A 22,676-nucleotide genomic window follows, 5' to 3' on the forward strand; every position below is an offset into this window, starting at 1 on the left:
ATCTCGTCCGTACCGGCGTGCTTGTACGTCCAGTACGTGCGCCGAACCCGTCTTGTTCGGTCTCGATGGCTGAAAGATCGGCGGGGTGCGTGACGGCCGAGCCGTCAGGTCCGGGCCGGGAGGCGCGTCAGCGCCGTTCAGGTGTCGGTGCTCTGCGTCCTTCTGCGCGGTTTCCAGCCCGGCTTGGGGATGGAATCGATGAGGCGCCGCGTGTACGGATCCTGTGGATGGTCGAGGACGGCTGCGATCGGGCCGTGCTCGACGACCTTCCCGGCCCGCATCACCAGGACTTCCTCACTGACGTGCCGGACGGCGCTGAGGTCGTGCGTGATGAACAGCAGTGTTGTCCCTGTGTTTGTTCGGATACGCGCGAGCAGGCTCAGGATCTGTGCCTGGATCGACACGTCCAGCGCCGCGATCGCCTCGTCCAGGATGAGCACCCGCGGTTCGGCGGCCAAGGCACGGGCGATAGCGACGCGTTGGCGTTGTCCGCCTGACAGGGCCTTCGGCAGGGACCTCGCTTGCCGGTCGTCCAGCCCCACCATGTCCAACAGTTCCGAGACCCGGGCGTGGAGTGCGTCCTTCGGCAGAGGCCGGTGCAGCATGACCGCCTCCGCTACGGCGTCGTACACCCGCTGTCGCCGGTCGAGTGAGGAGTAGGGGTCCTGGAACACCATCTGGATCTGCCGGCTGCGCACTCGCCGCACATTCGGCCGTACTCGTCCGGACGGGCGCCCGCTTCCCGCGACGACGATCTGCCCTCCGCTGGGAGCCTCCAGCCCGGCGATCATTCGCGCGGTGGTCGTCTTGCCGGATCCCGACTCGCCGACGACCGCCAGTGATCCCCGCTCGGGAAGGGAGAATGTGACGTCGTCGACAGCGACGAAGTCCCCGAAGACCTTGCGCAGGTTCGTTACCTCAAGCATGCCTGCCGGCCTCCTCGGTCGGGAGCGTGTGGGGGAAGTGGCAGGCCGCTGTGCTGTCGCCGGCGGAACGCGGCCGGGGGCGGTCACTGACGCACAGGTCCTGCACGCTGGGACATCGGTCGGTAAAGGCGCACCCGTGGGGCGCCTCGAAGCCGGACAGCGGTCTCCCGGCGATGGCGCGCAGCTCGGTGCTGGTGTCGCCGACGGCCGGGCGGGACGCGAGCAGGGCGCGCGTGTACGGGTGCGCGGCCTGGTGGCGGAGCAAGGTGGCCGGGAGTTCCTCGACGGTCGTACCCGCGTACATGACCATGACCCGGTCGCACACAGCGGCGGCCAGTTCCAGGTCGTGGGTGATGAACAGCATGGCGAGACCGCGGGCTTCACGTGCCTCGCCGATGATGGCCATCACCTCCTCCTGGGTAGTCACGTCGAGCGCGGTGGTCGGCTCGTCGGCGAGCAGCAGCCGCGGTTCGGCGGCCAGCGCGGCGGCGATCATGACCCGTTGCAGCAGGCCGCCGGACAGTTCGTGGGGACGCTGCCGCATGCGCCGGTCGGCATCGCTGATGCCGACTTCCCGCAGGATTCCCGTGACCTTGGCGATGGCCTCGGCGGCGGGGACGCCGCGCGCCGCGGTCAGTCCCTCCACCAGGAAGTCGCCGACGCTGCGGGCCGGATTGATGTGGGCCCGCGGATCCTGGAACACCATGGCCACGTCGGTGGCGCGGAATTCACGCAGCCGCTCCCGGGTCATGTCCGGGACGGACTCGCCCGCGAAACGCAGATCCCCGTGCAGCCGGGCCCCGTTCGGCAGCAGGCGCAGAACGGAACGGGCCGTCAGCGACTTACCCGATCCGGACTCGCCGACCAGGGCCACGGCGAGGCCTTCGTCAATGCTCACATCCGCTCGGTGGACCACGGTCCGCATGGTTCCGTCGAGGGGCAGATCGAGCCTCAGCCCGTTGATCTGGAGCAGCGGTGATGATGTCAGCGGTGACGATGTCATGCGTCTTCTCCGAGCAGGCGTCGGGACAGCCCCGTCCCCAGCAGGTTGAACGCGACCACCACCACCAGGATGACGAGGCCCGCGTACAGCGACTGCTGTGGTTGGCCGGCGAGGATCGAGGGGGCCCCGTTGGACACCATCAGTCCCCACTCGGGGTCCGGCGGCTGGCTGCCGAGCCCGAGGAACGAGATCGCCGCCACGTCGAGAAGGGCGTACCCGAAACCGATGGTGGCCTGGACGAGGACGAAGGGCAGCAGGTTCGGCAGCAGATGCCGGAGCCAGATGCGGTGCGTGGGAGCCCCGAGGAGCTGGAGCGCCGAGACGTACGGCAGATTGCGTTCCTTGATCGCGGCCGATCGCACGACGCGCGTGATCAGTGGCAGGTAGGCGATCGACAGGGCCACGACGGGAGCGGTGAGGCCCGCCCCGAAGACAGCGGCTGCGAGAACCGCCATGATCAGGCCGGGGAAGCCGAAAATGACGTCGAGCGCACCGGAGACGAACCGGTCGATCCAGCCCCCGGCCCAGGCGGCGGTCAGCGCCAGCATGGTGCCGAGGGTGGTGGAGATGAGGATCACCACGGCCGGTGCCGCCAGGCTGGAGCGAGTACCGGAGATGAGCCTGGACAGGATGTCGCGTCCGGTGTCGTCAGTGCCCAGGAGGTGGACCGCGGAGGCTCCGGCGTTGACGTTGAGCGGGTCGACGGCGTTGGGGTCGTGCGGGGAGATCAGCGGACCCAGCGCGGCCAGCAGGAGGAACATGGCGACGACGCCGCCGGCGCCGAGCGTCACGTAGTCGCGTGGGCGGTCAATTCGGTCCTCGGTACGGGCCGGACGGCCAGGACGGCGTGCAGGGCTGCGGCTGAAAAGGGTGGTGCTCATCGGGTCCCCTTCTGCTTCTGCGCGGTTCGGGGATCGAGTGCGGCGCTGACCAGGTCGACGGCGGTGTTGATCACGACGAACACGACCACGAAGATCAGGGACACGGCTTGGACCACAGCCATGTCCTGCTTGGACGCCGCCTCGATCATGAGCGCTCCCAGCCCGCCGGTTCCGAACGCCTGCTCAGCGACGGCGGCGGTGGCGATGAGGCCCGCGATGCCGACGCCGGACACGGCGAAGACGGGGCCGGAGGCGTTGTGCAGAACGTGCCGTCTGATGACGGTCGGCTCCGGTACGCCGCGGCTGCGGGCGGTCTCCACGTGCTCCGCGCGCATCTCCGCGCGCACGGCGGTCCGGGTGACTTGGGCGACGTAGCCCGTCCAGGTCACCGCCAGCGCGAGAGCCGGCAGCGTCAGGTGCGAGAGGGTGCCGGTGAAGCCCTCGCCCGACCCGTACACCGGGAACCACGGCAGCTGGACGGCGAACACCCAGATGAGCAGGACCGACATGATGAACGTCGGCACCGCCATCGCGCCGGCCGTGAGCGTCGTGGCCAGCGTTTCGATCCGGCCGCCGCGCAGTGCGGCGATCGTGCCGATGAGCGTGCCGGCGAGGAGGACCAGGACGGAGGCGTAGGTGACCAGCGAGAGGGTGTCGCCCGCACGGGCGCCTATCAGGTTGGCGACGGTGTCGCGGTAGACCAGGGATTTCCCGAAGTCACCGTGGAGGCAGCCACTGAGCCAGTGCCAATAGCCCTCCAGGAACGGATCGTCCAAGTGGTACTCGCGGTGGATCCGCTCCAGCACCTCGGGGTCCGGGTTCCGGCTGCCGCCGACGAGCAGCGTGGCGGGGTCGCCGGGAGTCAGGAACAGGGCGCCGTAGATGGCCAGACTGGAGGCGAGGACGGTCACCACGAGAGTGGCCAGCCTGGTGGCGACGAACCGGAGCGTCATCTCGGACCACCCCCCGTACCGCTGTCGGGCAGGACGGTGAGGCGCAGGCGCGAGGGATGCGCGGCTCCCGTCCGAAGCAGCTGGACGCTCGCCTTGGGAGCGGTCGTCAGCCACGGGTTCTCGTGCGAACCGGAGTTGGGCAGGTGGTTGGGAAAGTCGCTGCTCGCCACGGTCAGCGCGAGACGGTGGCCCGGGCGCACCCGGTAACCGGTGTGGCCCAGAGCGATCTCCATCTCGCCCGGCGCGTCCGCCTGTGCACAGCCGCGTACGATCAGCCGGGCCGTGCCGTCCGGTGCCAGGTCGAGGAGCCTGACGAATACGTCGAAGGTGGGCGCCGTGCTTTCGACGTGCAGCACCGCGTGTATGGGGCCGGCCAGATCGAGCGGGGCGTCGGAGGCCGGTCCGGTGAAGACGAGGACGTCGTCCCGGTCCGCCGTAGGGCGCTCGTCCGGATGATCGCGCAACACCATGAAGGTGTCCGCCGTGGCGGACGGCACCAGGTCGTCCGGGTCGTACCGCCACTCCACGGACTCCACGGACTCCGCGTCAGGTGCCGCAGCGGCGGCGAGCCTGCCGCCCGGCACCGGACTGGTCGCGGCTTCCGGTGCCCCCAGGTACAGCTCGGTTCCGGTCGCCTGCGGCGGGGGCCAGGCCGTCGACGTACGCCAGTCGGCGTGTCCGAGCTTCCACCGCACTCGCGGTAGTGATTCGGGCCGCGTCGTGCCCTTGAGGAAGACGTCGAAGAACTCCAGTGCCGGCCCGGTGTACGCGTCGAGCATGCCGTCGAGAGCGGCCTCGCTGACCAGGTGATCGGCCTCCGGGGAGACGGGCGCGTTCTCCAGGAAGTAGTTCTCGTGGTCGGTCGTGTCGGCGATCAGGTACTGCACCGCCGCCCAGCCGGGGCGTCGGGCCAGTTCGGTGTAGTCGCGCATGTGAGCGATGCCGAGGTTGTCGAACCAGCCCACGCAGTGCAGGACCGGGACCGGGCGTGCGTCGTAGGGATGCGGTCCGTTGTACGGGCGCAGAGGGATGCCGCCGACGACAAGGTCGAAGCCCGCCGAGCGCTTCCCGATGACCGCGAAGGCCTCCTCGTACGCCGCGATCAGCGGGCGCTTGGTGAGGTCAGCCTCGAACGCGTAGCTGTCGTTGTCGATCCAGACGTGCGCCTGGTAGTCGGCGCCTTCCAGCCACAAGGGCTGTCGGCCGGACCCGGCGTCGTAACTGGCCACACCAGGGCCGTTGTTGGTGCACGTCACGCGGGGGACGATGGCGCGCAGGGCGGGGTGCTGGCCGGCGACCGCGGACCACTGGGTGAAGCCGTAGTACGAGTCGCCGAACATGCCCACGAGCCCGTTGGACCACGGCTGGTGCGTGAGCCACTCGATGGTGTCGTACCCGTCGTCCACCTCGCCGGTCCAGCCCAGCGTCTCGCCCTGCGAGCGGAACTTTCCGCGGACGTCCTGGACCACCATGACGTAACCACGCGCCGTGAACCGCCGCGCGACCTTCTCGAAGAAGACGTATCGGCTGTTCTTGTCGTACGGCAGTCGGACCAGCACGGTCGGAGCGGGTTCAGGGCCGGCGCCATAGACGTCGGTGGCCAGCAGCACTCCGTCCCGCATCCGCACCATGTGCTGCTGCGCGTGCTGGGGGACGGGCTGGGCAGTAACGCGCTCAACGGCAAGGCTCATGGGCTCTCCACGCGAAGTAACATTGAGAAAACAATGTGATATAACAGCGTTGCATCTTAATGCCCGCAGCGTCAACCCCCTCTGAGCTAGGTTGCCTCCATGCCGATCGACGTCGACGAAGTCCAGCGCCGCAAGGAAATCGCCCGGGCCACCCTCGCGGTCGCCGCCCGCGACGGGGCTCGCGCGATCACCATCCGCGCCGTGGCCAAGGAACTGGGCGGCTCCACCGCGATGGTGACCAACTACGTGCCCACACGGACAGCCCTGATCATCAACGCGGTCCGTGCCGCCGAGTCCCGCTGGCGCACCGACCTGGAAGCCCGCCTGGAGGACCTGGTAGGCAGAGAGCGTCTGCGAACCACGGTGGAATGGCACCTCAGCACCGAACCCGACGACCTGCTGCTGCGCACGCTGTGGGTCGAGATGCTCTCGTCGGCGCACACCGACCCGAACGGCGTCGACCACCGCGAACCGCGTGAATCACGCCAGGAGTTCGTCGACGCGGCCATCGCGGCGGGAGTACCCGATGCGGAGCTGGCCGCCGACATCCTCTCGCTGCTGACCCGCGGCTATTTCATCTCCACCGTGGAGGATCCGGCCTACTGGACGGCCGAGCGGGCGGGCCGGGTCGCCCGGGCCGTGGTCGACGCGCTCGTCGAGGACTGACGGAGCCCGCCGGAGGGGGATCAGGCGTAAACGGGGATCAGGCGTAGTGGCGGTAGACCGCCTGGGCCACGCAGGCGGGCTTGTCGCTGCCCTCGACCTCCACGGTGAAGGTCAGCCGCATCTGTACGCCGTTGCCCTTGACCTCTTCCACGGAGCCGACCGCGCCGTGCAGGCGGACTTTCGCGCCGACCGGCACGGGGCTGGGGAAACGGACCTTGTCCAGGCCGTAGTTGACGCTCATGGAGATGCCGGTGATGTCCAGCAGATCGTTGAAGAGCGGGATGATCAGGGCGAGCGTCAGGTAGCCGTGGGCGATGGGCCCGCCGAAGGGGCCCTCCTTGGCCCTCTGCGGGTCCGTGTGGATCCACTGGTGGTCATCGGTGGCGTCGGCGAAGGTGTTCACCCGGTTCTGGGTGATCTCCCGCCAGTCGGTGCGGCCGAGGTCGGCTCCACTGAGGGCCTTGAGTTCGTCGAGGCCGTGGGCTGTTGCGGGCATGGGGTTCCTCATTCGGGGTGCGTAGGGTGGCCGGCGTAGGTCTCGCGCACGGCTGGTTTGATGATCTTTCCGGAGGCTGTACGGGGGAGATCGCCGGCGAAGACGACGGACTTCGGGATCTTGTACTTCGCCAGCCTGCCGCGCAGGTGGCCGAGGATGGCGTCCTCGTCAGTGTCGACTTCGGCGTCGGCTTCGGGCCTGAGGACCACGACGGCGCGGCCGACTTCGCCCCAGACCTCGTCCGCCACTGCGATGACCGCGCACTCGCCGACCGCGGGATGGCTCAGGATCGCGTCCTCGACCTCGGCCGGATAGACGTTCTCCCCGCCCGAGACGAACATGTCCTTGACCCGGTCGACGATGTAGGCGTACCCGTCGCCGTCTGTCCGGGCCACGTCGCCGGTGCGCAGCCAGCCGCCGTCCGCGAAGGCGGCCGCGGTGTCTTCCGGTCGGCCCCAGTAGCCCGACATGACGTTCGGGCCGCTGACGAGGATTTCGCCGCTCTGCCCGGGTGCGGCCTCGCGGCCGTCGGGCAGGGACACGCGGGTGTCGGTGAAGAAGTGCGGTACGCCCGCGGAGCCGGCCTTGGCCGAGGTCTGCTCCCTGTCCAGGTAGAGGATCCCGGGGGAGGCCTCGGTCATGCCGTACCCCTGACTGAACGCCAGGTCGCGGGCGAGGTACGCGGCGATGGTGCGGGCGGGGACGGGTGCGCCGCCGCAGTTGAGCGTACGCAGGCTGGACAGGTCGGTGTCGGCCCACCGCGGCCGGGCGGCCAGGGCGTCGTACATGGTGGGAACGCCGAACATGTACGTCACGCGCTCGGACTCGATGAGTTCCAGGACGCGGTCGGGGTCGAACGCGGGGAGCAGCAGCACGCGGCCGCCTTTGAGAAGGGTGGGCAGGCACGTCATGTTGAGACCGGCGGTGTGGAACAGCGGGGCGGCGACCAGGGTGATCTCGTCGCCGGCCAGATCGGTGTCCACGAGGACGTTGACGCTGTTCCAGGCGATGTTGGCGTGGGAGAGGACGGCGCCCTTGGGCCGGCCCGTGGTCCCGGAGGTGTACATGATCATGCAGGGTTCGTCCGGGGCGACGGCCTCGTCCAGCGGCTCGGTTCCCCCGCCGGCGAGCAGTTCGTCGTAGCCGATGACACCGGCCCCGGCCCCGTCGAGGGCTATGCGGTGGGGCACGCCGGCCTCTGCGGCGGCCGCAGAGGCGGCCTCGGCCTGCTCCGGTGCGTGGATGAGGACCGTACTGCCCGAGTCGGAGAGGTTGTAGGCCAGCTCCGGAGCGGCCAGTCGGATGTTGAGGGGGACGAAGACCGCTCCGAGCGCACCCGTCGCGAACAGCGTTTCGAGGAAGGCCGGGTGGTTGGGGCCCAGGTACGCGACCCGGTCGCCGCGGCCTGTTCCGAGCGCGCGCAGAGCGTGGGCCAGGCGCAGTACTCGCTGGTGGAGTTCTCGGTAGGTCCACGTACGGTCCTCGTGAACGACGGCGATCCGGTCCGGGGTCTTACGGGCCCTGCGGGCCGGCCAGGAACCGATGCCTTGGTTCAACACGGCGACTCCTTCAGTCCTTGAGCAGGCCGAGCAGGCGGGCGGCGTTGTCTTTGAGGATCTTCGGCCGGACCTCGGGTTTCATGTCGAGCTTGTCGAAGTCGGCGAGCCACCGGTCGGGGGTGATGACGGGGTAGTCGGAGCCGAAGAGGACCTTGTCCTTGAGCAGGGTGTTGGCGTACCGCACCAGCTGCGGCGGGAAATACTTCGGCGACCAGCCGGACAGGTCGATGTAGACGTGCGGCTTGTGGGTGGCCACCGCCAGTGCCTCGTCCTGCCAGGGGAACGACGGGTGGGCCAGGATGATCCGCAACTGCGGGAAGTCCACGGCGACGTCGTCGACCAGCATGGGATTGGAGTACTTCAGCCGGATGCCGCCGCCACCGGGGACACCGGCGCCGATGCCGGTCTGACCGGTGTGGAACAGCGCGGGTACGCCGAGTTCCTCGATGGCCTCGTAGAGGGGGTACGCGAGTGGGTCGTTGGGGGAGAAGGCCTGGATGCTGGGGTGGAACTTGAAGCCGCGTACTCCGTACTCCGCCACCAGGCGGCGGGCCTCGCGCACTCCGGCCCGGCCCTTGTGGGGGTCGATACTGGCGAACGGGATGAGCACGTCGGGGTGGGCGGCGCAGCTTTCGGCGATCTCCTCGTTGGCGATCCTCGGGTGCCCGGTGGCGTGTTCGGCGTCCACGGTGAACACCACGGCGGCCATGCGGCGTTCGCGGTAGTAGGAGGCCATGGCTTCGATGGTCGGCTGCCGGTGCCCGTGGGCCTTGAAGTACTCCTCGGAGGCGCCGAACAGCTCGGGGCTCAGAGAGCCGCGGCCGTCCTTGGAGACCTCCGCATGGGTGTGCATGTCGATGGCGGTCAGTGCGTCGAGGTCGAGCGCGAGGCCGCTCATCTCAGGCCTCCGGTGCTGCGGGGGCCGGGATGCCGTACGTCTCGGGCTCCGCGCCGACGCCGCCGTGCCACTCCTGCGCGATCGCGCCGGCGCTCCAGCCACCGTCGGCGAAGGCGACCGCCTTCTCCTGGGGGTGCGCCCACAGGGCCAGCCGGTCACCACCGATGCCGATCGCCTGCCCGGTGACGTCCTTGGAGGAGTCCGAGGCCAGGAAGGTGATGAGCCCGGCGACGTCTTCGACCGTGCCCAGGCCCTCGTCCTTGCGCAGCCAGTCCGGGAGGGGGTCGCCGGTGCGCTCGGACTCCGCGAGAACCGGCGCGAAGGCCGGAATGGTCTTGGTCATATCGGTGGCCGCGACCGGAACGACGGCGTTGACGGTGATGCCGGCCCTGGCCAGCTCCATGGCCCAGGTACGCGCCATCGCGACGATGCCGGCCTTGGCGGCGGCGTAGTTGGTCTGGCCGAAGTTGCCCCGCTGCCCGGCCGGCGAGGAGATCAGGATGAGACGGCCACCGGTGCCCTGCTCCCGCATGCGGACTGCCGCCGCCCGGGCGCACGTGAAGGTGCCGCGCAGGTGAACGTTGACGACGGCGTCGAAGTCCTCGTCGGTCATCTTCCACAGCACCCGGTCGCGAAGGATGCCCGCGTTGGTGACGAGCACGTCCAGGTGTCCGAACTCGCGCACTGCCGTCTCGACCAGCTGCTCGGCCGCCCGGCTGTCGCCGACCGCGGCCACGACACCGGTGGCCTTGCCGCCGGCGGAGGTGATGGCGGCGACCGCGGCGTCGACCGCGTCGCCGTCGACGTCGTTGACGACGACGGCGGCTCCTGCTGCGGCGAGGGCCTGGGCGTACCCCAGACCGAGCCCACGTCCGCTGCCGGTGACGACGGCGACCTTTCCGTGCAGATCCATGTCTCGCGCCTCTCTCGTTCTGCAGTGATTAACAGGAATCCTGATGATGGGGAGTCTGGTCGATTCTCAGGAATCCTGTCAATGGCCTAATCTGGATCCCTGTTGACGTTCAGACGGAATCTCGTGGAGGCATGACATGGCGTCCCTGCTCTACCTGGTCAAGCGGACCGAGTTGGTGGTGCGCGCACGCCTGGAGGAGCTGCTCAAGCCCGCAGGTGTCACGGCGCTGCAGTACACGGCCCTCACCGTGCTGGAGCAAAACGACGGGGTGTCGGCCGCGCAGCTCGCCCGGGACTCCTTCGTCACGGCCCAGACCATGGCCGACATGATCCGCACGCTGGAGAACCGCGGTCTGATCCGCCGCGAACTCAACCCCCGCAACCGGCGGGAGAGGCTCGTCCTGCTCACCGACGCCGGCCGCCGGCTGCTGGCCGAGTACGCGCAGCCGGCTCGGCAGCTCGAAGAGCACATGGTCCGGGACCTCAGCCCCGAGGAGACCGCCCAGTTCCGCGACACCTTGAACCGTGCGTGGCGGGCGCTGTCCTGACGCCCTTACTTGAGTGCGTACATGCGGATGGCGACGACGTCCTCGCCCTCGGGGCGCGCGAGCCCCACGAAGACCGTCTCGGCGAGCCATCGATGCGCGGGCGCGTCCGTACGGAAGACCGGGGAGGTCCGGTAGTAGTGGCCGGCCTCCGAGACCTGGAGGTCGCCGTCGTACTGGTCCGGGCTGTCGGGCTTGGGCCGGTAGAAGCCGCGGTTGACGATGTCGATCACCGCGCCGTCCTCCGCCTGGATCAGATAGCGCGCGTCGAGCTCGCAGACCTCGCCCCGGGTGCTGCTCCAGTCACCGCCGCCTGCCAGTACCTTTCCGCGGAGCAGGGGACCTTCCACGGTGCCTCCGACGATGGGGGTGAACTCGGTGTTCTCGCCGTCGCCGTGGCCGATGTGGAGCGTCTCGGTGACGTGGGCTCGGATCTCGAAGGCGAACGCGAGAGCGGGAGTGAAGGGCACGGTGGGACTCCGTTCAGTGGGTGTGCTTCATGGGGCTCGCCGTGAGTGGGCGAAGGCGGGCCCTGGAGGCTGGCGCGCGTAACGGGGGACAGCTGCTCAAGTCGGCAGTTCTGCCGCAGGCGGGGCATTGATGCTGCCCGGATGTCGCCGCTGGGGGCGCTGAGAAGTGCGCGGGGCGACGGTATGGACGCAGAAGCTACCTGCCTCCGCGCGGTTGCACCAGCCCCGGACGTGCGGCCTGTCCGGGGATCGGAGAAAACACGCCAGGGTCTTGACTCGTTCGCCCGACGGATGGAAACGTGTCATGCAACAACGTTATATGACGTTCGTTTATTACGTCGGCAAGGAGCATCCGCCATGGCTGTCCAAAGACCGGTGCTGACGGTGCTCATGTGCGTGGGCCTGCTGGCCACAGCGTCCTGCACGTCCGCAACCAGCGGAGACACCGGCACACCCCGGGAAATCCGGCTCACCACCACTACTCCGCCCGGCAGCGAAGTCGTCGATCGCGTCACCTGGGCCCTGCCCTACGGGGAGCCGACGACCCTGGACCCGGCGAAGGTGGGCGACTACTCGCCCCAGACCGTCGGAGCGAACCTCTGCGACACGCTGACGCGGATGAACGCGGACTTCTCCCTGAGTCCCGGCCTGGCCCGGAAGACGACCTGGACCGACGCGCGCACCCTGGTGCTCGATCTCCGGTCCGACGTCACGTTCTGGGACGGCTCCCGCATGACACCCGAGGACGTGGTCTACAGCCTGGAGCGGCAGACCGACCCGAAGACGCAGGCGCTGTACGGGAACTACCTCTCCGCGGTGACGTCGATCAAGGCCACGGGTCCGAACCAGGTGACGCTGCGCACCAAGGCGTACGACCAGACCCTCCCCAAGGCGCTTTCGACCTCCTTCGGCGCGGTCAGCCAGCAGGCGTACACGCAGAAGGCCGGCGCCGCCTATGGCACCGCCAAGGGCGGGCTCATGTGTACCGGGCCGTTCAAACTGGCCTCGTGGAAGTCCGGCGACAGCATCACTCTCGAACGCAACGACGCTTACTGGGACTCCCGGCTCAAGCCGAAGGCCGGCCAGGTCGACTTCAAGTTCATCACCAACAGCAACACACTCACCAGCGCACTTCTCTCCGGCGAAGTGGACGGTACGTACGAACTGCCGCCCACCAGCGCCACCGCGCTCGCCCGGGCGAAGAACGGTGCGACCTACCTCGGTCCCTCCACGCAGAACGTCCTGTTGATCCCCGGCAGCGCCAAGTCCCCCGCCGCCGACCGCCGGCTCCTGGACGCACTGTCACACTCCCTGGACCGGAACGCGCTGATCAAGAACGTGTTCGGTGGCGACGCCACGACCCTGAAGTCGCTTGTCCCACCGCTCACGTGGAGCGGCGATCCGGCCGCCGACCGGTTCGACGCCGCCTACGAAGCGCTGCCGGCCGTGCCGAAGCCGGACCTGGAACGCGCAAAGAAGCTGATGGACCAGGTGGGTCCCGTGGCACGGCCCCTGGTCGCCGCGATCCCGGCGGGTGACCAGAAGGGGCTGCAGACCCTGACCTTCATCCAGGCCGCCGCCAAGAAACTGGGTGTCGACATCCGGATACGGCAGCTTCAGCCCACCGAGATGTCCTCGCTCTTCTACGACCCCTCGATCCGGCAGGGCATCGACCTGATTCTCACCTTCGGTTACGTCGCCATGCCGGACCCGTCGTCCTACGTGGCGGAAATGGTCACCCCGCGGGGACTCTTCAACTGGACGAACTACAACAACGCCGAAGTGACCCGGCTGCTCGGGAAGGCGCGTACGTCCTCGGACGCCGCGGCGTCGGCCAAGGCCTACACCGAGGCCCAGGCCCTCTTCACCTCCACCGTCCCGGTGGTCTATCTCGCCAGCACTCACGAACGCATGTTCATGAACAAGCGCATCAGCGGCGTGCCCACCTCCTTCGCCTACATGGGCATGCCGTGGGCCGCCCACATAGGCGGTACGGCGAAGTGACTCGAGACCTCACATCCCAGGAGACAACGATGACCGACAGCACGGGCGAGAAGCCGCTGTGGGACCGCTCAGCCGCCGAGCTGGCAGCCGGAATCCGCGACAAGATGTTCTCCGCGACCGAGGTCGCGCAGGCGTTCCTGCGGCGGATCGACGAAACCAACCCGGCTCTCAACGCCCTCGTGGACATCCGCCCCGAGGAGGCACTCGCCCAGGCCGCGGCGGCGGACGCACAGGTCGCCGCTGGAGAGGCGTTGGCGCCCCTGCACGGCGTGCCGGTCGCCACCAAGATCAACACCGCGCAGCGCGGGTACGCCAGCTCGCACGGCATCCCGGCATGGGCGGGCGCCGTCGCCCAGGACGACGCGGCGTGCGTCGCGGCACTGCGCCAGGCCGGCGCGAACCTCATGGGCCGCAGCAACAGCCCGGCGTTCGCCGTACGGTGGTTCACCGGCAACGATCTGCACGGCAGGACGCTCAACCCGTGGAGCAGCGCACACACCCCGGGCGGGTCGTCCGGCGGCGCCGCCGCCGCAGTCGCGTCCGGGATGGTGCCGATCGCGCAGGGCAATGACATCGGCGGCTCCATCCGGTTCCCGGCCTACTGCTGCGGCGCGGTCGGCCTGCGCCCGACGATGGGCCTAGTCTCCGCCATGGAGCCCGGCGGAGGAGTGGAGTTCGACAGCCCGCTCTCCTTCCAGACCATGGCGGTGCACGGACCGTTGGGCTGGACGGTCGATGACGTACGACTGGCGTTGAACGCCATGGTCACACCCGATCTGCGGGACCCGGTCGGCCTCCCGGTGCGCCCGCCCCTCGGTGAGTCCCGCCCGGTGAAGGTCGCGGTCGTACGCGATGTCGGGCTGGCCAAGTCCCACGCGGCGGTGGAGGCGGCCATCGACGACGCCGCGGGCCGGCTCGCCGAAGCCGGCTACGAGGTGGAGGAGGTCGAACTGCCGCTGCTGGGCGAGGCGGCCCGGCTGTGGTCGCTGCTGCTCTACGAGGAACTGCGCACGATGATGCCGGAGATCGAGCAGTTCGGTGACGACACGGTCCGGATCTCGCTCGCCTCGTCGTTTGCCGCCGCCGCCGAGACATGGGGGGAACGGCCGACGCTGGACGCCTACATCAAGGGCTACGCGCGGCGCGGCACACTCATCACCCGGCTTCAGCAGTACCTGGGGGACGAGCGGATCCTGCTGACACCCGTGTCGGCCGAGCCACCGTTCGAACAGGACGCGGACCTGGCCGGCGACGGCCGCGTACGGGAACTGCTCGCCGCGCAATGGCCCATGCAGGCCGTTCCGGTGCTCGGCTTCCCGGCGATGTCGGTACCGACGGGCATCAGGGACGGCCTTCCGTCCGGCGTGCAACTGATCGGAGGGCGCTTCCGCGAGAACCTGCTGCTGAGAGCGGCCACCGAGATCGAGGCTCGGACACCGCGAACCCGCCCTTCACTGGCCTGGTCCAACAGCAGCTGAGACGGACTTCGCGCTCACGGCGACGGCGTTGGCGGTGACGATCACGGTGACGGCAAGCCACGACGCCAGGTCGAGGTGCTGGCCGAGGACGAACATGCCGATCAGGGCGGCGAACACCGGATTGACGCTCATGAAGACGCCGAAGAAGCGGGCCGGGACCCGGCGCAGCGCGAGCAGGTCGGCGAGGAACGGTACCGCGGAGGACAGCACCCCGGCGGCCAGTGCGCACAACAGGGCGCCGGGGGTGGGCTGGTGGAGCCACAGGGCGACCGCGCCGACGGGCAGGTAGAGCAGGCCGGAGACGGTCGCCGCGGCGGCTGACCCCTGCAGCCCGGGCAGGCGCTCGCCCACGGTGCGGTTCAGCAGGATGTAGCAGCCCCAGCAGACCGCGGCGACCAGCGCCAGCGCGATGCCGGGGTAGTCCGTGCTGGGCCGGGGCCGGGCCAGGACCACCACAGCCGCCGCGGCGGCGAGCGCACACGCCAGGTCGATACGGCGGCGGGAGCTCGCCAGCGCCACGGTGAGCGGGCCGAGGAACTCCAGGGTGACCGCCAGGCCGAGCCCGATCCGGTCGATCGCCGTGTACAGCGTCAGGTTCATGGTCGCGAAGACGGCGGCCAGCCCCAGTACGGGCGCCCATTGCGCGGCGGTGAAGGAGCGCAGCCTCGGCCGGCCGGCGCTCAGCAGCACCACGGCTGCCACCCACTGGCGTACCGCCACCACTCCCACCGGACCGAGAACCGGGAAGGCGAGCGCGCCGACCGACGCCCCGACCTGGTTGGACAGGCCGCTGCCCACCATCAGCGCCATCCCGGACCACCGGGGCGACGTCGTCTTCGTACCAGCGTCCATTGCCATGCCATGACGATCCGCCGCGCCGGCCCATACCCAAAATGCATCCGACGCGCTATCTATACCCTGGACGCATGGATGGTCGTACGGAACTGGAACTGCGGCACCTGCGCTGCCTGGTCGCGATCGTCGACACCGGCAGTTTCACCGACGCCGCGATCGAGCTGGGCCTCTCCCAGGCCGCGGTCTCCCGCACCCTGCTCGCGCTGGAGCGGATCCTCGGCGTGCTGCTGCTGCACCGCACCAGCCGCACCGTCACCCCCACCACCGCCGGCGTGCAGGTCCTCGCCCGCGCCCGCCACCTGCTCCTTGAGGCCGACGAACTGGTCCACCAGGCCACCACCGGCCACACCCGGCTGCGCATCGGCCACGCCTGGTCCGCGATGGGCCGTCACACCGCCGAGTTCCAGCGCCGCTGGCACGACCGCTACCCCGACGTCGAACTCCACCTGATCCGCCACTACACCCCCACCGGCGGACTCGCCGAGGGCCTGTGCGACCTGGCCGTCCTGCGCACCCCCATCGACACCCGCCGCTACGCCCACGCCCTCGTCGGCCACGAGCGCCGCTACCTCGCCCTCGCCTCCGACGACCCCTGGGCCAAGCGCCGCAGCGTACGCCTGGAAGAGATTCGCGACCGCACCCTGGTGGTGGACCGCCGCACCGGTACCACCACCTTGGACCTGTGGCCCGAAGGCGCCCGCCCCGCCGTTGAGTACACCCACGACATCGACGACTGGCTCGCGTCCATCGCCACCGGGCGCTGTGTCGGCGTCACCGCGCAAGCCACCGCCAACCAGTACCGCCGCGACGGCATCGCCTACCGCCCCCTGCGCGACGCCGACCCCATCCCCGTCCACCTCATCTGGCGCCGGCACGACCCCCACCCCACCACCCACGCCGCCGTCGCCCTGCTCACCGACCTCTACCGCGCCGGCCCCGATCGGGCACGCGGCGGGAAGTAATGAATGGGAGCCCACCTTACGGGCTGGATTCTTCCCCCCCAACGCCCTCAAGGCTGTACACGCCGGAGGGATTTCGCTGATCGGCTTCCTGCTGCGCTGTTGCTCGTGTTTTGACCATGGGCCGGCCGCTTCCGACGCGTTCCTCAGCCTGCCCGCCGCCGTGAGGCCATCGGGCCGGGAATGGCCAACTTCCGGCCCGGCCGGATTCCGGGACGACCGGGTCGTCAGTCTCCCCACCTGTCGTGCGAGGGCCCTACCACGTCCGGGCCGTGGCCTGCTCCGGCCGGGCGCGGTTGCTCATGTCGGGGAACGTGACGGTGACCGTCAGCCCGCCTCCCGGTCGCGCACCGGTCGTGATGTCGGCGTCATGGGCGTCGGCGATGGCCGCCACGATCGACAGACCGAGCCCGAGCCCCTCGGTACGGGCGGCGCGGGTGGCACCCAGCCGCTGGAACGGCTGGAAGAGCTGATCGATGGCGTTCGGCGGGACCGGCGGACCGGTGTTGGTGAGGGTCAGCGTCGCGCGGCCTTCCACCGTCCGGGTGGCCACGTCGATCCTGCCGTGGGGCATGTTGTGCCGGAGCGCGTTGTCGACAAGGTTCGTGACGAGGCGCTCGGCGAGGTTACGGTGGCCGGCCGCCAGAGCCGACGAGATCGAACAGCGGAACGTGATGCCCCGGTACCGGGCTTCGGCGCTCCTCGCCTCGACCACCTCATGAGCCATCCGGGCCAGGTCGAACGGTTCACGGACGTCGATGCCCCCCTGGCTCCTGGCCAGCGTGAGGAGCGCCTCGATGAACCGCTCCTGCTGCGCCCCCGCGGCGAGGATGCGCTGGTGCGCCGCCCGCAGGGACTCCACGGTCGCGTCGGGATCCGACAGGCTGACCTGGCCGAGCGTCCGTTGACGGGCCAGCGGAGTGCGCAGCTCGTGCGAGGCGTTGGCGACGAACTGACGCTGAGCCTGGAAGGACGCTTCGAGCCTGCTCAGCAGCCCGTCGAAGGTGTCGCCCAGTTCCTTGAGCTCGTCGGCCGGACCGTCGAGCGCCAGGCGCTGGTGCAGGCTCGTCGCCGAGATGTCCCGGGCCGTCGCCGTGATCGTACGCAGCGGGCGCAGCATGCGGCCGGCGACGATCCAGCCCAGCACGATCGAGATCACCAGCATCAGGGCGAGCGCGATCCCGGACTGTACGAGCAACTCCTGCATGACGACGGTCTTCTGATGCGCCAGGATCTGCTCCGCCGCGTTCGAGAGCATCTCGGAACCGCTGCGCCTGAGGGGATCCCGAGCGCCCTCGGGCGGCGCGAGCGCGTCGCTGGTGCCCGGGGCCGGGATGAAGCCCTTGGCCGGCCGCGCGGAGACGGCGCGGCTCGTCAGGACGTACGTAACACCCAGCAGGGCGGCGCCGGACACGAGGAACAGCCCCCCGTACAGCAGCGTCATGCGCAGCCGCACCGTGCGGCGGGGCAGGGATGAGCGGGCGATCCGGCTCGTGAGCCGGGCAATGACCGACATGGGCGTCCTCAGCTTGAGATCCGGTAGCCGCTCTTGGCCACGGTTTCGATGACCGGGGGATCCCCGAGCTTGGCCCGCAGCCGACTGATCGTGATCTTCACGGCGCTGGTGAACGGATCGGCGGCCTCGTCCCAGACGCGTTCGAGTAACTCCTCGGCCGAGACGGCCCGGCCCTTGGAAGCCAGGAGCAGCTCCAGGACCCCGAACTCCTTGGGCGCCAGCTCCAGCAGCCGGTCCCCCCGGCTCGCGCTGCGCCGGGCCGTGTCGACCACGAGGTCGCCATGGCGCAGGGCGGGTGGCACGGCCGGATGGGCGCGACGAGCCAACGCGCCGATCCGCGCGATCAGTACGGGGAAATCAAAGGGTTTGGGGAGATAGTCGTCGGCCCCCAGGCTGAGCCCGTCGACCAGATCCGTCGCCGTCGCCGCCGCGGTCAGCATCAGCACCCGGCTCCGGCACCCGGCTGCGATCAGCTCGGCGCACACCTTGTCGCCGTGCATCCCCGGCAGGTCCCGGTCGAGCACGATGACGTCGTAGTCGTGGAACAGCGCTCGCTCCAGCCCGTTCGGACCGTCGAACGTCACGTCGACGGCCATCTGCGCACGGCGCAGACCGACGGCCACTGTCTGGGCCATCTCCTCGTCGTCCTCCACAACGAGCACCCGCACAACCCGTCGCCCCCTTCGTCTTCGTCGATGCGCAGCCGGCCAGGCACATCTTGACCACCTCATCCAGTATGTTCCCCACCTCCGGTTTCCTGAGGGTTTCACCGCGAGGCCGTGTGCACTTGTTATTCACCGGAGGAGGCAAGGTATTTACGGGAATTGGGGTCCAAGTGCTCAAACTCGTCGTTCCCCGCGTGCCCGACTACGGTCCTTCATGTCTTACGCGGTCAACTCAGGGGAGTGGTAGAAAGAATTCTCCTGTACGCAAGCAGACGAACGCCGAGATGGGCTCGTTGATGAACGAGCGGTTCAACGTCAGCGGGGCGCTGCCGGCCAAGCTCTACGGCCGACCGGAAACTCACCGAGCTCACCTTTTCCGGGACTTCTCCATTCCCAAATGCCGCTGAATGGCCGCCCGGTGGAGCGAAATCTTGGTGAAACCGCCGCCTCCGTAGAAAGGACTCATGCCGGAGAACCAGCGAGCAATGGAGACGAAGATGGTAGTTACCGCCATCGAGGGCACCGACCCGAAAGCGGGACGGAACAGACGGTTGCGCCGGAGCGGCGCGATGGCCGCTCTGCTGATGAGCGTCGCGCTGTTGGCCGGCGCCTGCTCCGGCAGCGACGAACCGAAGGAGACCGTGGCGGAAGTGCCCGGTTCGGAGTCGGAGACTCCCAAGGCCACCGGGAAGGAGGACGTGCTGGCGTACGCCAAGTGCATGCGCCAGAACGGCATGCCCGACTTCCCCGACCCGCAGCCCGGTGGCGGCCTCGGCCTGCCGCCCGGGACGGACCCCAACTCGCCCGACTTCAAAAAGGTCGAGGACAAGTGCAAGCACCTCATGGGCGGGGACCAGGAGAAGCGGAACGGCGACGACACCTGGTCCGCGGCCGACAAGCTCAAGTACTCCAAGTGCATGCGGGAAAACGGCGTGTCGAAGTTCCCGGACGCCGACGCGAACGGTGGCTGGCAGTTCCCGGAGACCGGCGGCGACGTCGATCCGCAGTCGCCCCAGTTCAAGAAGGCAGAGAAGGCATGCAAGAAGTACCAGCCGCAGAACATGCAGAGGACGGGATCCGGGAGCGGCTCGTGAGCGCCTCGCAGACTCTGGAGGAGAACGCGGCTGCCGGCTCCTCCCAGGACAACGACGGTCCGCCTCCCCGTCGCCGGCGGCGCGGACGTGTCCTCGCCATCGCCCTGGCGGTTCTGGTCGCGGCGGGCGTGGGCGTCGTCATCGCCGATCCCTTCGGTACGAAGGCGAAGGACGCCACGATCGAGAACGGCACTCCGACCGCGACAGCGAAGGTGACCAAGGGAACGCTCTCCGCCCGGACCCTGGAGAACGGGACGCTGGGGTACGCCGGCGACTACCAGGTGATCAACAAGGCCGGCGGCACTGTCACGAAGATGCCTGCCGTCGGCCAGGTGATCAAGCAGGGCAAGACGCTCTACCGGGTCGACGGAGAGCCGGTGATCATGCTCTACGGCGGCTACGTGCCGGTCTACCGGGCCCTGTCCTGGGGGACCGAAGGCGCTGACGTGAAGCAGCTCAACGCCGCACTGGTCGCCCTCAAATACGCCACCAAGGACGAACTCGACCCCGGCTCGGACTACTTCGGCCGGCAGACCTACAACGCCCTCCTGGAGCTTCAGGACGACGTGGGCCTCAAGGAGACAGGAGATCTCCCGCTCGGACAGGCCGTGTTCATGCCGGCCAAGGAGATCAGGGTCACCAAGGTCACCGGGGTGGCCGGCGCGGCGGCGGGCGGCGGCGCGAGCCTGATGCAGGCATCGTCCACCGACCGGGAGGTCACCGTCGAACTGAGCGCCAGCCAGCAGGCCGACGTGGCGGCCGGCGACAAGGTGACCATCACGCTGCCCACCGACAAGACCATCGACGGTGTGGTGTCGGCGGTGGGCAAGGTGGCGACGAAGGGGACGACCAGCCCCACCATCGACGTCAAGATCAGGCCGCTGAAGCCGAAGGAGACGGGCCGGCTCGATCAGGCGCCCGTTCAGGTGTCCATCATCACGGAGACCGTGAAGGACGTGCTGTCGGTGCCGGTGAACTCGCTGCTGGCGCTCGCCGGCGGCGGGTACGCGGTCGAGGTCGTCGAGGCCGGTGGCAAGCACCGTCTGATCGCCGTGAAACCGGGCCTGTTCGACGACGCCGCGGGCAAGGTCGAGGTCACCGGCACCGGCCTCGAGGCCGGCCAGAGCATCGTGGTGCCGTCGTCATGACCGAAGTCGAGACGGAGGTACGAGCGACCGGTGCCCGGCAGCTCGGTGAGCCGGTACTGCAGCTGGAGAACGTGACCAAGATCTATCCCGGGGTGTCGCCGGTCGTGGCCATGGACCGGGCCGGCTTCACCATTCGCCGGGGCGACCTGGTGGCGATCGTGGGCCCGTCGGGTTCGGGGAAGTCCACCCTCCTACAGGTGATGGGCACCCTGGACCGTCCCACCTCGGGGACCGTCAGGATCGTCGGTGAAGACGTCGCCAAGATGTCGGACTACGCGCTGGCCGGACTGCGGGCCACCCGGATCGGTTTCGTGTTCCAGCAGTTCTTCCTGGCGGAGCACGCCACAGCCCTGGAGAACGTGGCCGACGGAATGCTGTATTCGGGCGTCAGGCACGGTGCACGGATGAAGGCCGCGGGGGCGGCGCTGGCCCGGGTCGGTCTCGGCCACCGTGTCAACCACCGCCCGCCGCAGCTGTCGGGAGGTGAGCGGCAGCGCGTCGCGATCGCCAGGGCTCTGGCCGGGAACCCGGCGATCGTGCTGGCCGACGAACCCACCGGCAACCTCGACAGTGTCTCCGGGGCCGCGGTCTTCAAGCTGCTCAAGGAACTCAACGCCGAGGGCACCACCATCATCATGATCACCCACGACCGTGAGCTGGCCGCCCGGCTGCCGCGCCGCATCGAGGTCCACGACGGCCGGATCGTCGCCGATGTCACCGCGGACGAGCAGCCCCTGGACACCGAAAGGCATCTGCCATGACGACCACGGCTCCCGGCCGGATGCATCCGGCCGACATGGCGCGGACCGCCGGGGTCGGGCTGCGCACCCGGCGGATGCGGGCGGCGCTCTCGGCGCTGGGCATCTCGATCGGCGTCGCGGCGATGGTGGCGGTCCTCGGGCTGTCCGCCTCTTCCCAGGCCGGCCTGCTCGCCGAGATCGACAAACTCGGCACCAACCTGCTGACCGTGACGCCGGGTCAGATGCTGGGCGGCGGGGACGCCGAACTGCCGCAGGACGCTCCGGCGATGATCGCTCGGGTCGGCCCGGTGGAGACCGTCCAGAGCACCGGCAAGACCAAGGCCAACGCCTTCCGCAGCCCGTACATCAAGAGCATCAACACCAACGCGATCACGGTCAGCGCCGCCAGTCTCGATCTGCCCGCCGCGGTACGCACGACCGTCGCCCGCGGCAATTACCTCAACGCCGCCACCGCCGAACAGCCGGTCGCCGTGCTCGGCTCGGCCGCCGCCAAACGGCTGGGCATCGCCAAGGTCCACCCGGGCGCACGCATCTGGGTCGGCGGACAGTGGTTCTACATCGCCGGGGTCCTCAACTCCGCGACCCTGGCGCCCGAGCTCGACTCCTCGGTCCTGGTCGGCTATCCGGCCGCACGGAAGTACCTCGACTTCGACGGTCATCCGTCCATGGTCTACGTACGCTCCGACACCGATCAGGTCAACGAGGTCCGCGACGTGCTCGCGGCGACAGCCAACCCGGCGAACGCCAGTGAAGTAGACGTCAGCCAGCCGTCGGCCGCTCTCGTGGCCCGCGCCGCGACCCAGTCCGCGCTCAACGGCCTGTTCCTCGGGCTCGGGGCGGTGGCCCTGCTCGTCGGCGGCATCGGTGTGGCCAACACCATGGTGATCTCCGTCCTTGAACGCCGCTCCGAGATCGGGCTCCGACGCGCACTCGGCGCCACCAAGGGCAACATCCGTCTGCAGTTCCTGTCCGAAGCGGTCCTGCTGGCCGCGATGGGCGGTGCGGTCGGGGTGGCGCTGGGAGTCGTCGCCACCGCCTTCTACGCCCACATCAAGGGCTGGGCCACCGTCGTGCCACCGCTCGCCTGGGGAGGGGGACTCGGGGCGGCCATCGCCATCGGCGCCATCGCCGGCCTGCTCCCCGCGCTCCGAGCGGCCCGCATGCAGCCCACCGAAGCCCTCCGGACTTCGTAGTCA

General features: G+C 69.3%; 22 protein-coding genes. 9 read left to right on the forward strand and 13 right to left on the reverse strand.

Annotated features, from left to right (window positions below; genetic code table 11):
* Positions 1-137: 137 nt before the first annotated feature.
* The 5 genes from ABZX79_RS06455 to ABZX79_RS06475 are packed head-to-tail and all read right to left on the reverse strand — an operon-like array spanning position 138 to position 5,454.
* Positions 138-926, reverse strand: a complete 789-nt coding sequence (locus ABZX79_RS06455; RefSeq protein ID WP_355252531.1) for an ATP-binding cassette domain-containing protein — start codon at positions 924-926, stop codon at positions 138-140.
* On the reverse strand, positions 919-1,929 hold the full coding sequence (locus ABZX79_RS06460; protein WP_355252534.1) for an ABC transporter ATP-binding protein: 1,011 nt from the start codon (positions 1,927-1,929) through the stop codon (positions 919-921). Before ABZX79_RS06460 ends, ABZX79_RS06455 begins: the two co-directional genes overlap by 8 nt.
* Positions 1,926-2,810 carry an ABC transporter permease gene (locus ABZX79_RS06465; RefSeq protein ID WP_355252537.1) on the reverse strand — a complete coding sequence of 295 codons (885 nt, stop codon included), beginning with the start codon at positions 2,808-2,810 and terminating at the stop codon, positions 1,926-1,928. The genes ABZX79_RS06460 and ABZX79_RS06465 overlap by 4 nt, the downstream gene beginning before the upstream one ends.
* Positions 2,807-3,763 carry an ABC transporter permease gene (locus ABZX79_RS06470; RefSeq protein ID WP_355252540.1) on the reverse strand — a complete coding sequence of 319 codons (957 nt, stop codon included), beginning with the start codon at positions 3,761-3,763 and terminating at the stop codon, positions 2,807-2,809. The genes ABZX79_RS06465 and ABZX79_RS06470 overlap by 4 nt, the downstream gene beginning before the upstream one ends.
* Positions 3,760-5,454, reverse strand: a complete 1,695-nt coding sequence (locus ABZX79_RS06475) for a CocE/NonD family hydrolase (RefSeq protein WP_355252542.1) — start codon at positions 5,452-5,454, stop codon at positions 3,760-3,762. The genes ABZX79_RS06470 and ABZX79_RS06475 overlap by 4 nt, the downstream gene beginning before the upstream one ends.
* Positions 5,455-5,553: 99 nt before the next feature.
* Between ABZX79_RS06475 and ABZX79_RS06480 the strand changes: the two genes are divergently transcribed.
* The gene (locus ABZX79_RS06480) at positions 5,554-6,120 is read left to right on the forward strand and encodes a TetR family transcriptional regulator C-terminal domain-containing protein (protein WP_355252545.1); all 567 of its coding nucleotides are present in this window, start codon (positions 5,554-5,556) and stop codon (positions 6,118-6,120) included.
* A gap of 37 nt (positions 6,121-6,157) precedes the next feature.
* On the opposite strand, the gene ABZX79_RS06485 is transcribed toward ABZX79_RS06480, so the two are convergent.
* From ABZX79_RS06485 to ABZX79_RS06500, 4 genes are read right to left on the reverse strand one after another with little or no spacing between them, the layout of a single operon-like run.
* A complete protein-coding gene (locus tag ABZX79_RS06485) occupies positions 6,158-6,616 on the reverse strand; it encodes a MaoC family dehydratase (RefSeq protein WP_355252548.1) in 459 nt (152 codons plus the stop codon).
* An 8-nt stretch (positions 6,617-6,624) separates the two neighbouring features.
* Positions 6,625-8,175: a long-chain fatty acid--CoA ligase gene (locus ABZX79_RS06490; RefSeq protein ID WP_355252551.1), complete on the reverse strand. Its 1,551-nt coding sequence runs from the start codon at positions 8,173-8,175 to the stop codon at positions 6,625-6,627.
* 10 nt (positions 8,176-8,185) lie between these two features.
* A complete protein-coding gene (locus tag ABZX79_RS06495) occupies positions 8,186-9,073 on the reverse strand; it encodes an amidohydrolase family protein (protein WP_355252554.1) in 888 nt (295 codons plus the stop codon).
* A gap of 1 nt (position 9,074) precedes the next feature.
* Complete coding sequence (locus ABZX79_RS06500; RefSeq protein ID WP_355252557.1) at positions 9,075-9,986, reverse strand: SDR family NAD(P)-dependent oxidoreductase; 912 nt, start codon at positions 9,984-9,986, stop codon at positions 9,075-9,077.
* Positions 9,987-10,122: 136 nt separating this feature from the next.
* Between ABZX79_RS06500 and ABZX79_RS06505 the strand changes: the two genes are divergently transcribed.
* Positions 10,123-10,533, forward strand: coding sequence for a MarR family transcriptional regulator (locus ABZX79_RS06505; RefSeq protein WP_355252560.1), 411 nt, complete (start codon positions 10,123-10,125; stop codon positions 10,531-10,533).
* Between the two features lie 5 nt (positions 10,534-10,538).
* Here ABZX79_RS06505 and ABZX79_RS06510 read toward each other — a convergent pair whose 3' ends face one another.
* The gene (locus ABZX79_RS06510; protein ID WP_355252563.1) at positions 10,539-11,000 is read right to left on the reverse strand and encodes a DUF3237 domain-containing protein; all 462 of its coding nucleotides are present in this window, start codon (positions 10,998-11,000) and stop codon (positions 10,539-10,541) included.
* A 357-nt stretch (positions 11,001-11,357) separates the two neighbouring features.
* Between ABZX79_RS06510 and ABZX79_RS06515 the strand changes: the two genes are divergently transcribed.
* Together ABZX79_RS06515 and ABZX79_RS06520 are read left to right on the forward strand one after the other, a co-directional pair.
* Complete coding sequence (locus tag ABZX79_RS06515) at positions 11,358-13,004, forward strand: ABC transporter substrate-binding protein (RefSeq protein ID WP_355252566.1); 1,647 nt, start codon at positions 11,358-11,360, stop codon at positions 13,002-13,004.
* Between the two features lie 29 nt (positions 13,005-13,033).
* Positions 13,034-14,482 (forward strand): amidase, encoded by a 1,449-nt coding sequence (locus ABZX79_RS06520; RefSeq protein WP_355252570.1) that lies wholly within the window; start codon positions 13,034-13,036, stop codon positions 14,480-14,482.
* On the opposite strand, the gene ABZX79_RS06525 is transcribed toward ABZX79_RS06520, so the two are convergent.
* Positions 14,456-15,340 carry an EamA family transporter gene (locus tag ABZX79_RS06525; protein ID WP_355252573.1) on the reverse strand — a complete coding sequence of 295 codons (885 nt, stop codon included), beginning with the start codon at positions 15,338-15,340 and terminating at the stop codon, positions 14,456-14,458. The genes ABZX79_RS06520 and ABZX79_RS06525 overlap by 27 nt on opposite strands.
* A 68-nt stretch (positions 15,341-15,408) precedes the next feature.
* Between ABZX79_RS06525 and ABZX79_RS06530 the strand changes: the two genes are divergently transcribed.
* The gene (locus tag ABZX79_RS06530; protein ID WP_355252576.1) at positions 15,409-16,299 is read left to right on the forward strand and encodes a LysR family transcriptional regulator; all 891 of its coding nucleotides are present in this window, start codon (positions 15,409-15,411) and stop codon (positions 16,297-16,299) included.
* A 253-nt stretch (positions 16,300-16,552) separates the two neighbouring features.
* Here ABZX79_RS06530 and ABZX79_RS06535 read toward each other — a convergent pair whose 3' ends face one another.
* Both ABZX79_RS06535 and ABZX79_RS06540 read right to left on the reverse strand, forming a co-directional pair.
* On the reverse strand, positions 16,553-17,812 hold the full coding sequence (locus ABZX79_RS06535) for an ATP-binding protein (RefSeq protein WP_355252579.1): 1,260 nt from the start codon (positions 17,810-17,812) through the stop codon (positions 16,553-16,555).
* An 8-nt stretch (positions 17,813-17,820) separates the two neighbouring features.
* Complete coding sequence (locus tag ABZX79_RS06540; protein ID WP_355252582.1) at positions 17,821-18,480, reverse strand: response regulator transcription factor; 660 nt, start codon at positions 18,478-18,480, stop codon at positions 17,821-17,823.
* 461 nt (positions 18,481-18,941) lie between these two features.
* Between ABZX79_RS06540 and ABZX79_RS06545 the strand changes: the two genes are divergently transcribed.
* From ABZX79_RS06545 to ABZX79_RS06560, 4 genes are read left to right on the forward strand one after another with little or no spacing between them, the layout of a single operon-like run.
* Entirely contained in the window at positions 18,942-19,571 is a 630-nt protein-coding gene (locus tag ABZX79_RS06545) for a hypothetical protein (RefSeq protein WP_355252584.1), read from the forward strand.
* On the forward strand, positions 19,568-20,719 hold the full coding sequence (locus tag ABZX79_RS06550) for a peptidoglycan-binding protein (RefSeq protein ID WP_355252587.1): 1,152 nt from the start codon (positions 19,568-19,570) through the stop codon (positions 20,717-20,719). The genes ABZX79_RS06545 and ABZX79_RS06550 overlap by 4 nt, the downstream gene beginning before the upstream one ends.
* The gene (locus ABZX79_RS06555) at positions 20,716-21,480 is read left to right on the forward strand and encodes an ABC transporter ATP-binding protein (protein WP_355252590.1); all 765 of its coding nucleotides are present in this window, start codon (positions 20,716-20,718) and stop codon (positions 21,478-21,480) included. The genes ABZX79_RS06550 and ABZX79_RS06555 overlap by 4 nt, the downstream gene beginning before the upstream one ends.
* Positions 21,477-22,673 (forward strand): ABC transporter permease, encoded by a 1,197-nt coding sequence (locus ABZX79_RS06560; RefSeq protein ID WP_355252593.1) that lies wholly within the window; start codon positions 21,477-21,479, stop codon positions 22,671-22,673. The genes ABZX79_RS06555 and ABZX79_RS06560 overlap by 4 nt, the downstream gene beginning before the upstream one ends.
* Positions 22,674-22,676: the final 3 nt, after the last annotated feature.

Origin of the sequence: Streptomyces sp. NPDC002994, from assembly GCF_040611155.1 — a bacterium.
In the GTDB taxonomy this organism is placed as follows: Bacteria; Actinomycetota; Actinomycetes; order Streptomycetales; family Streptomycetaceae; genus Streptomyces.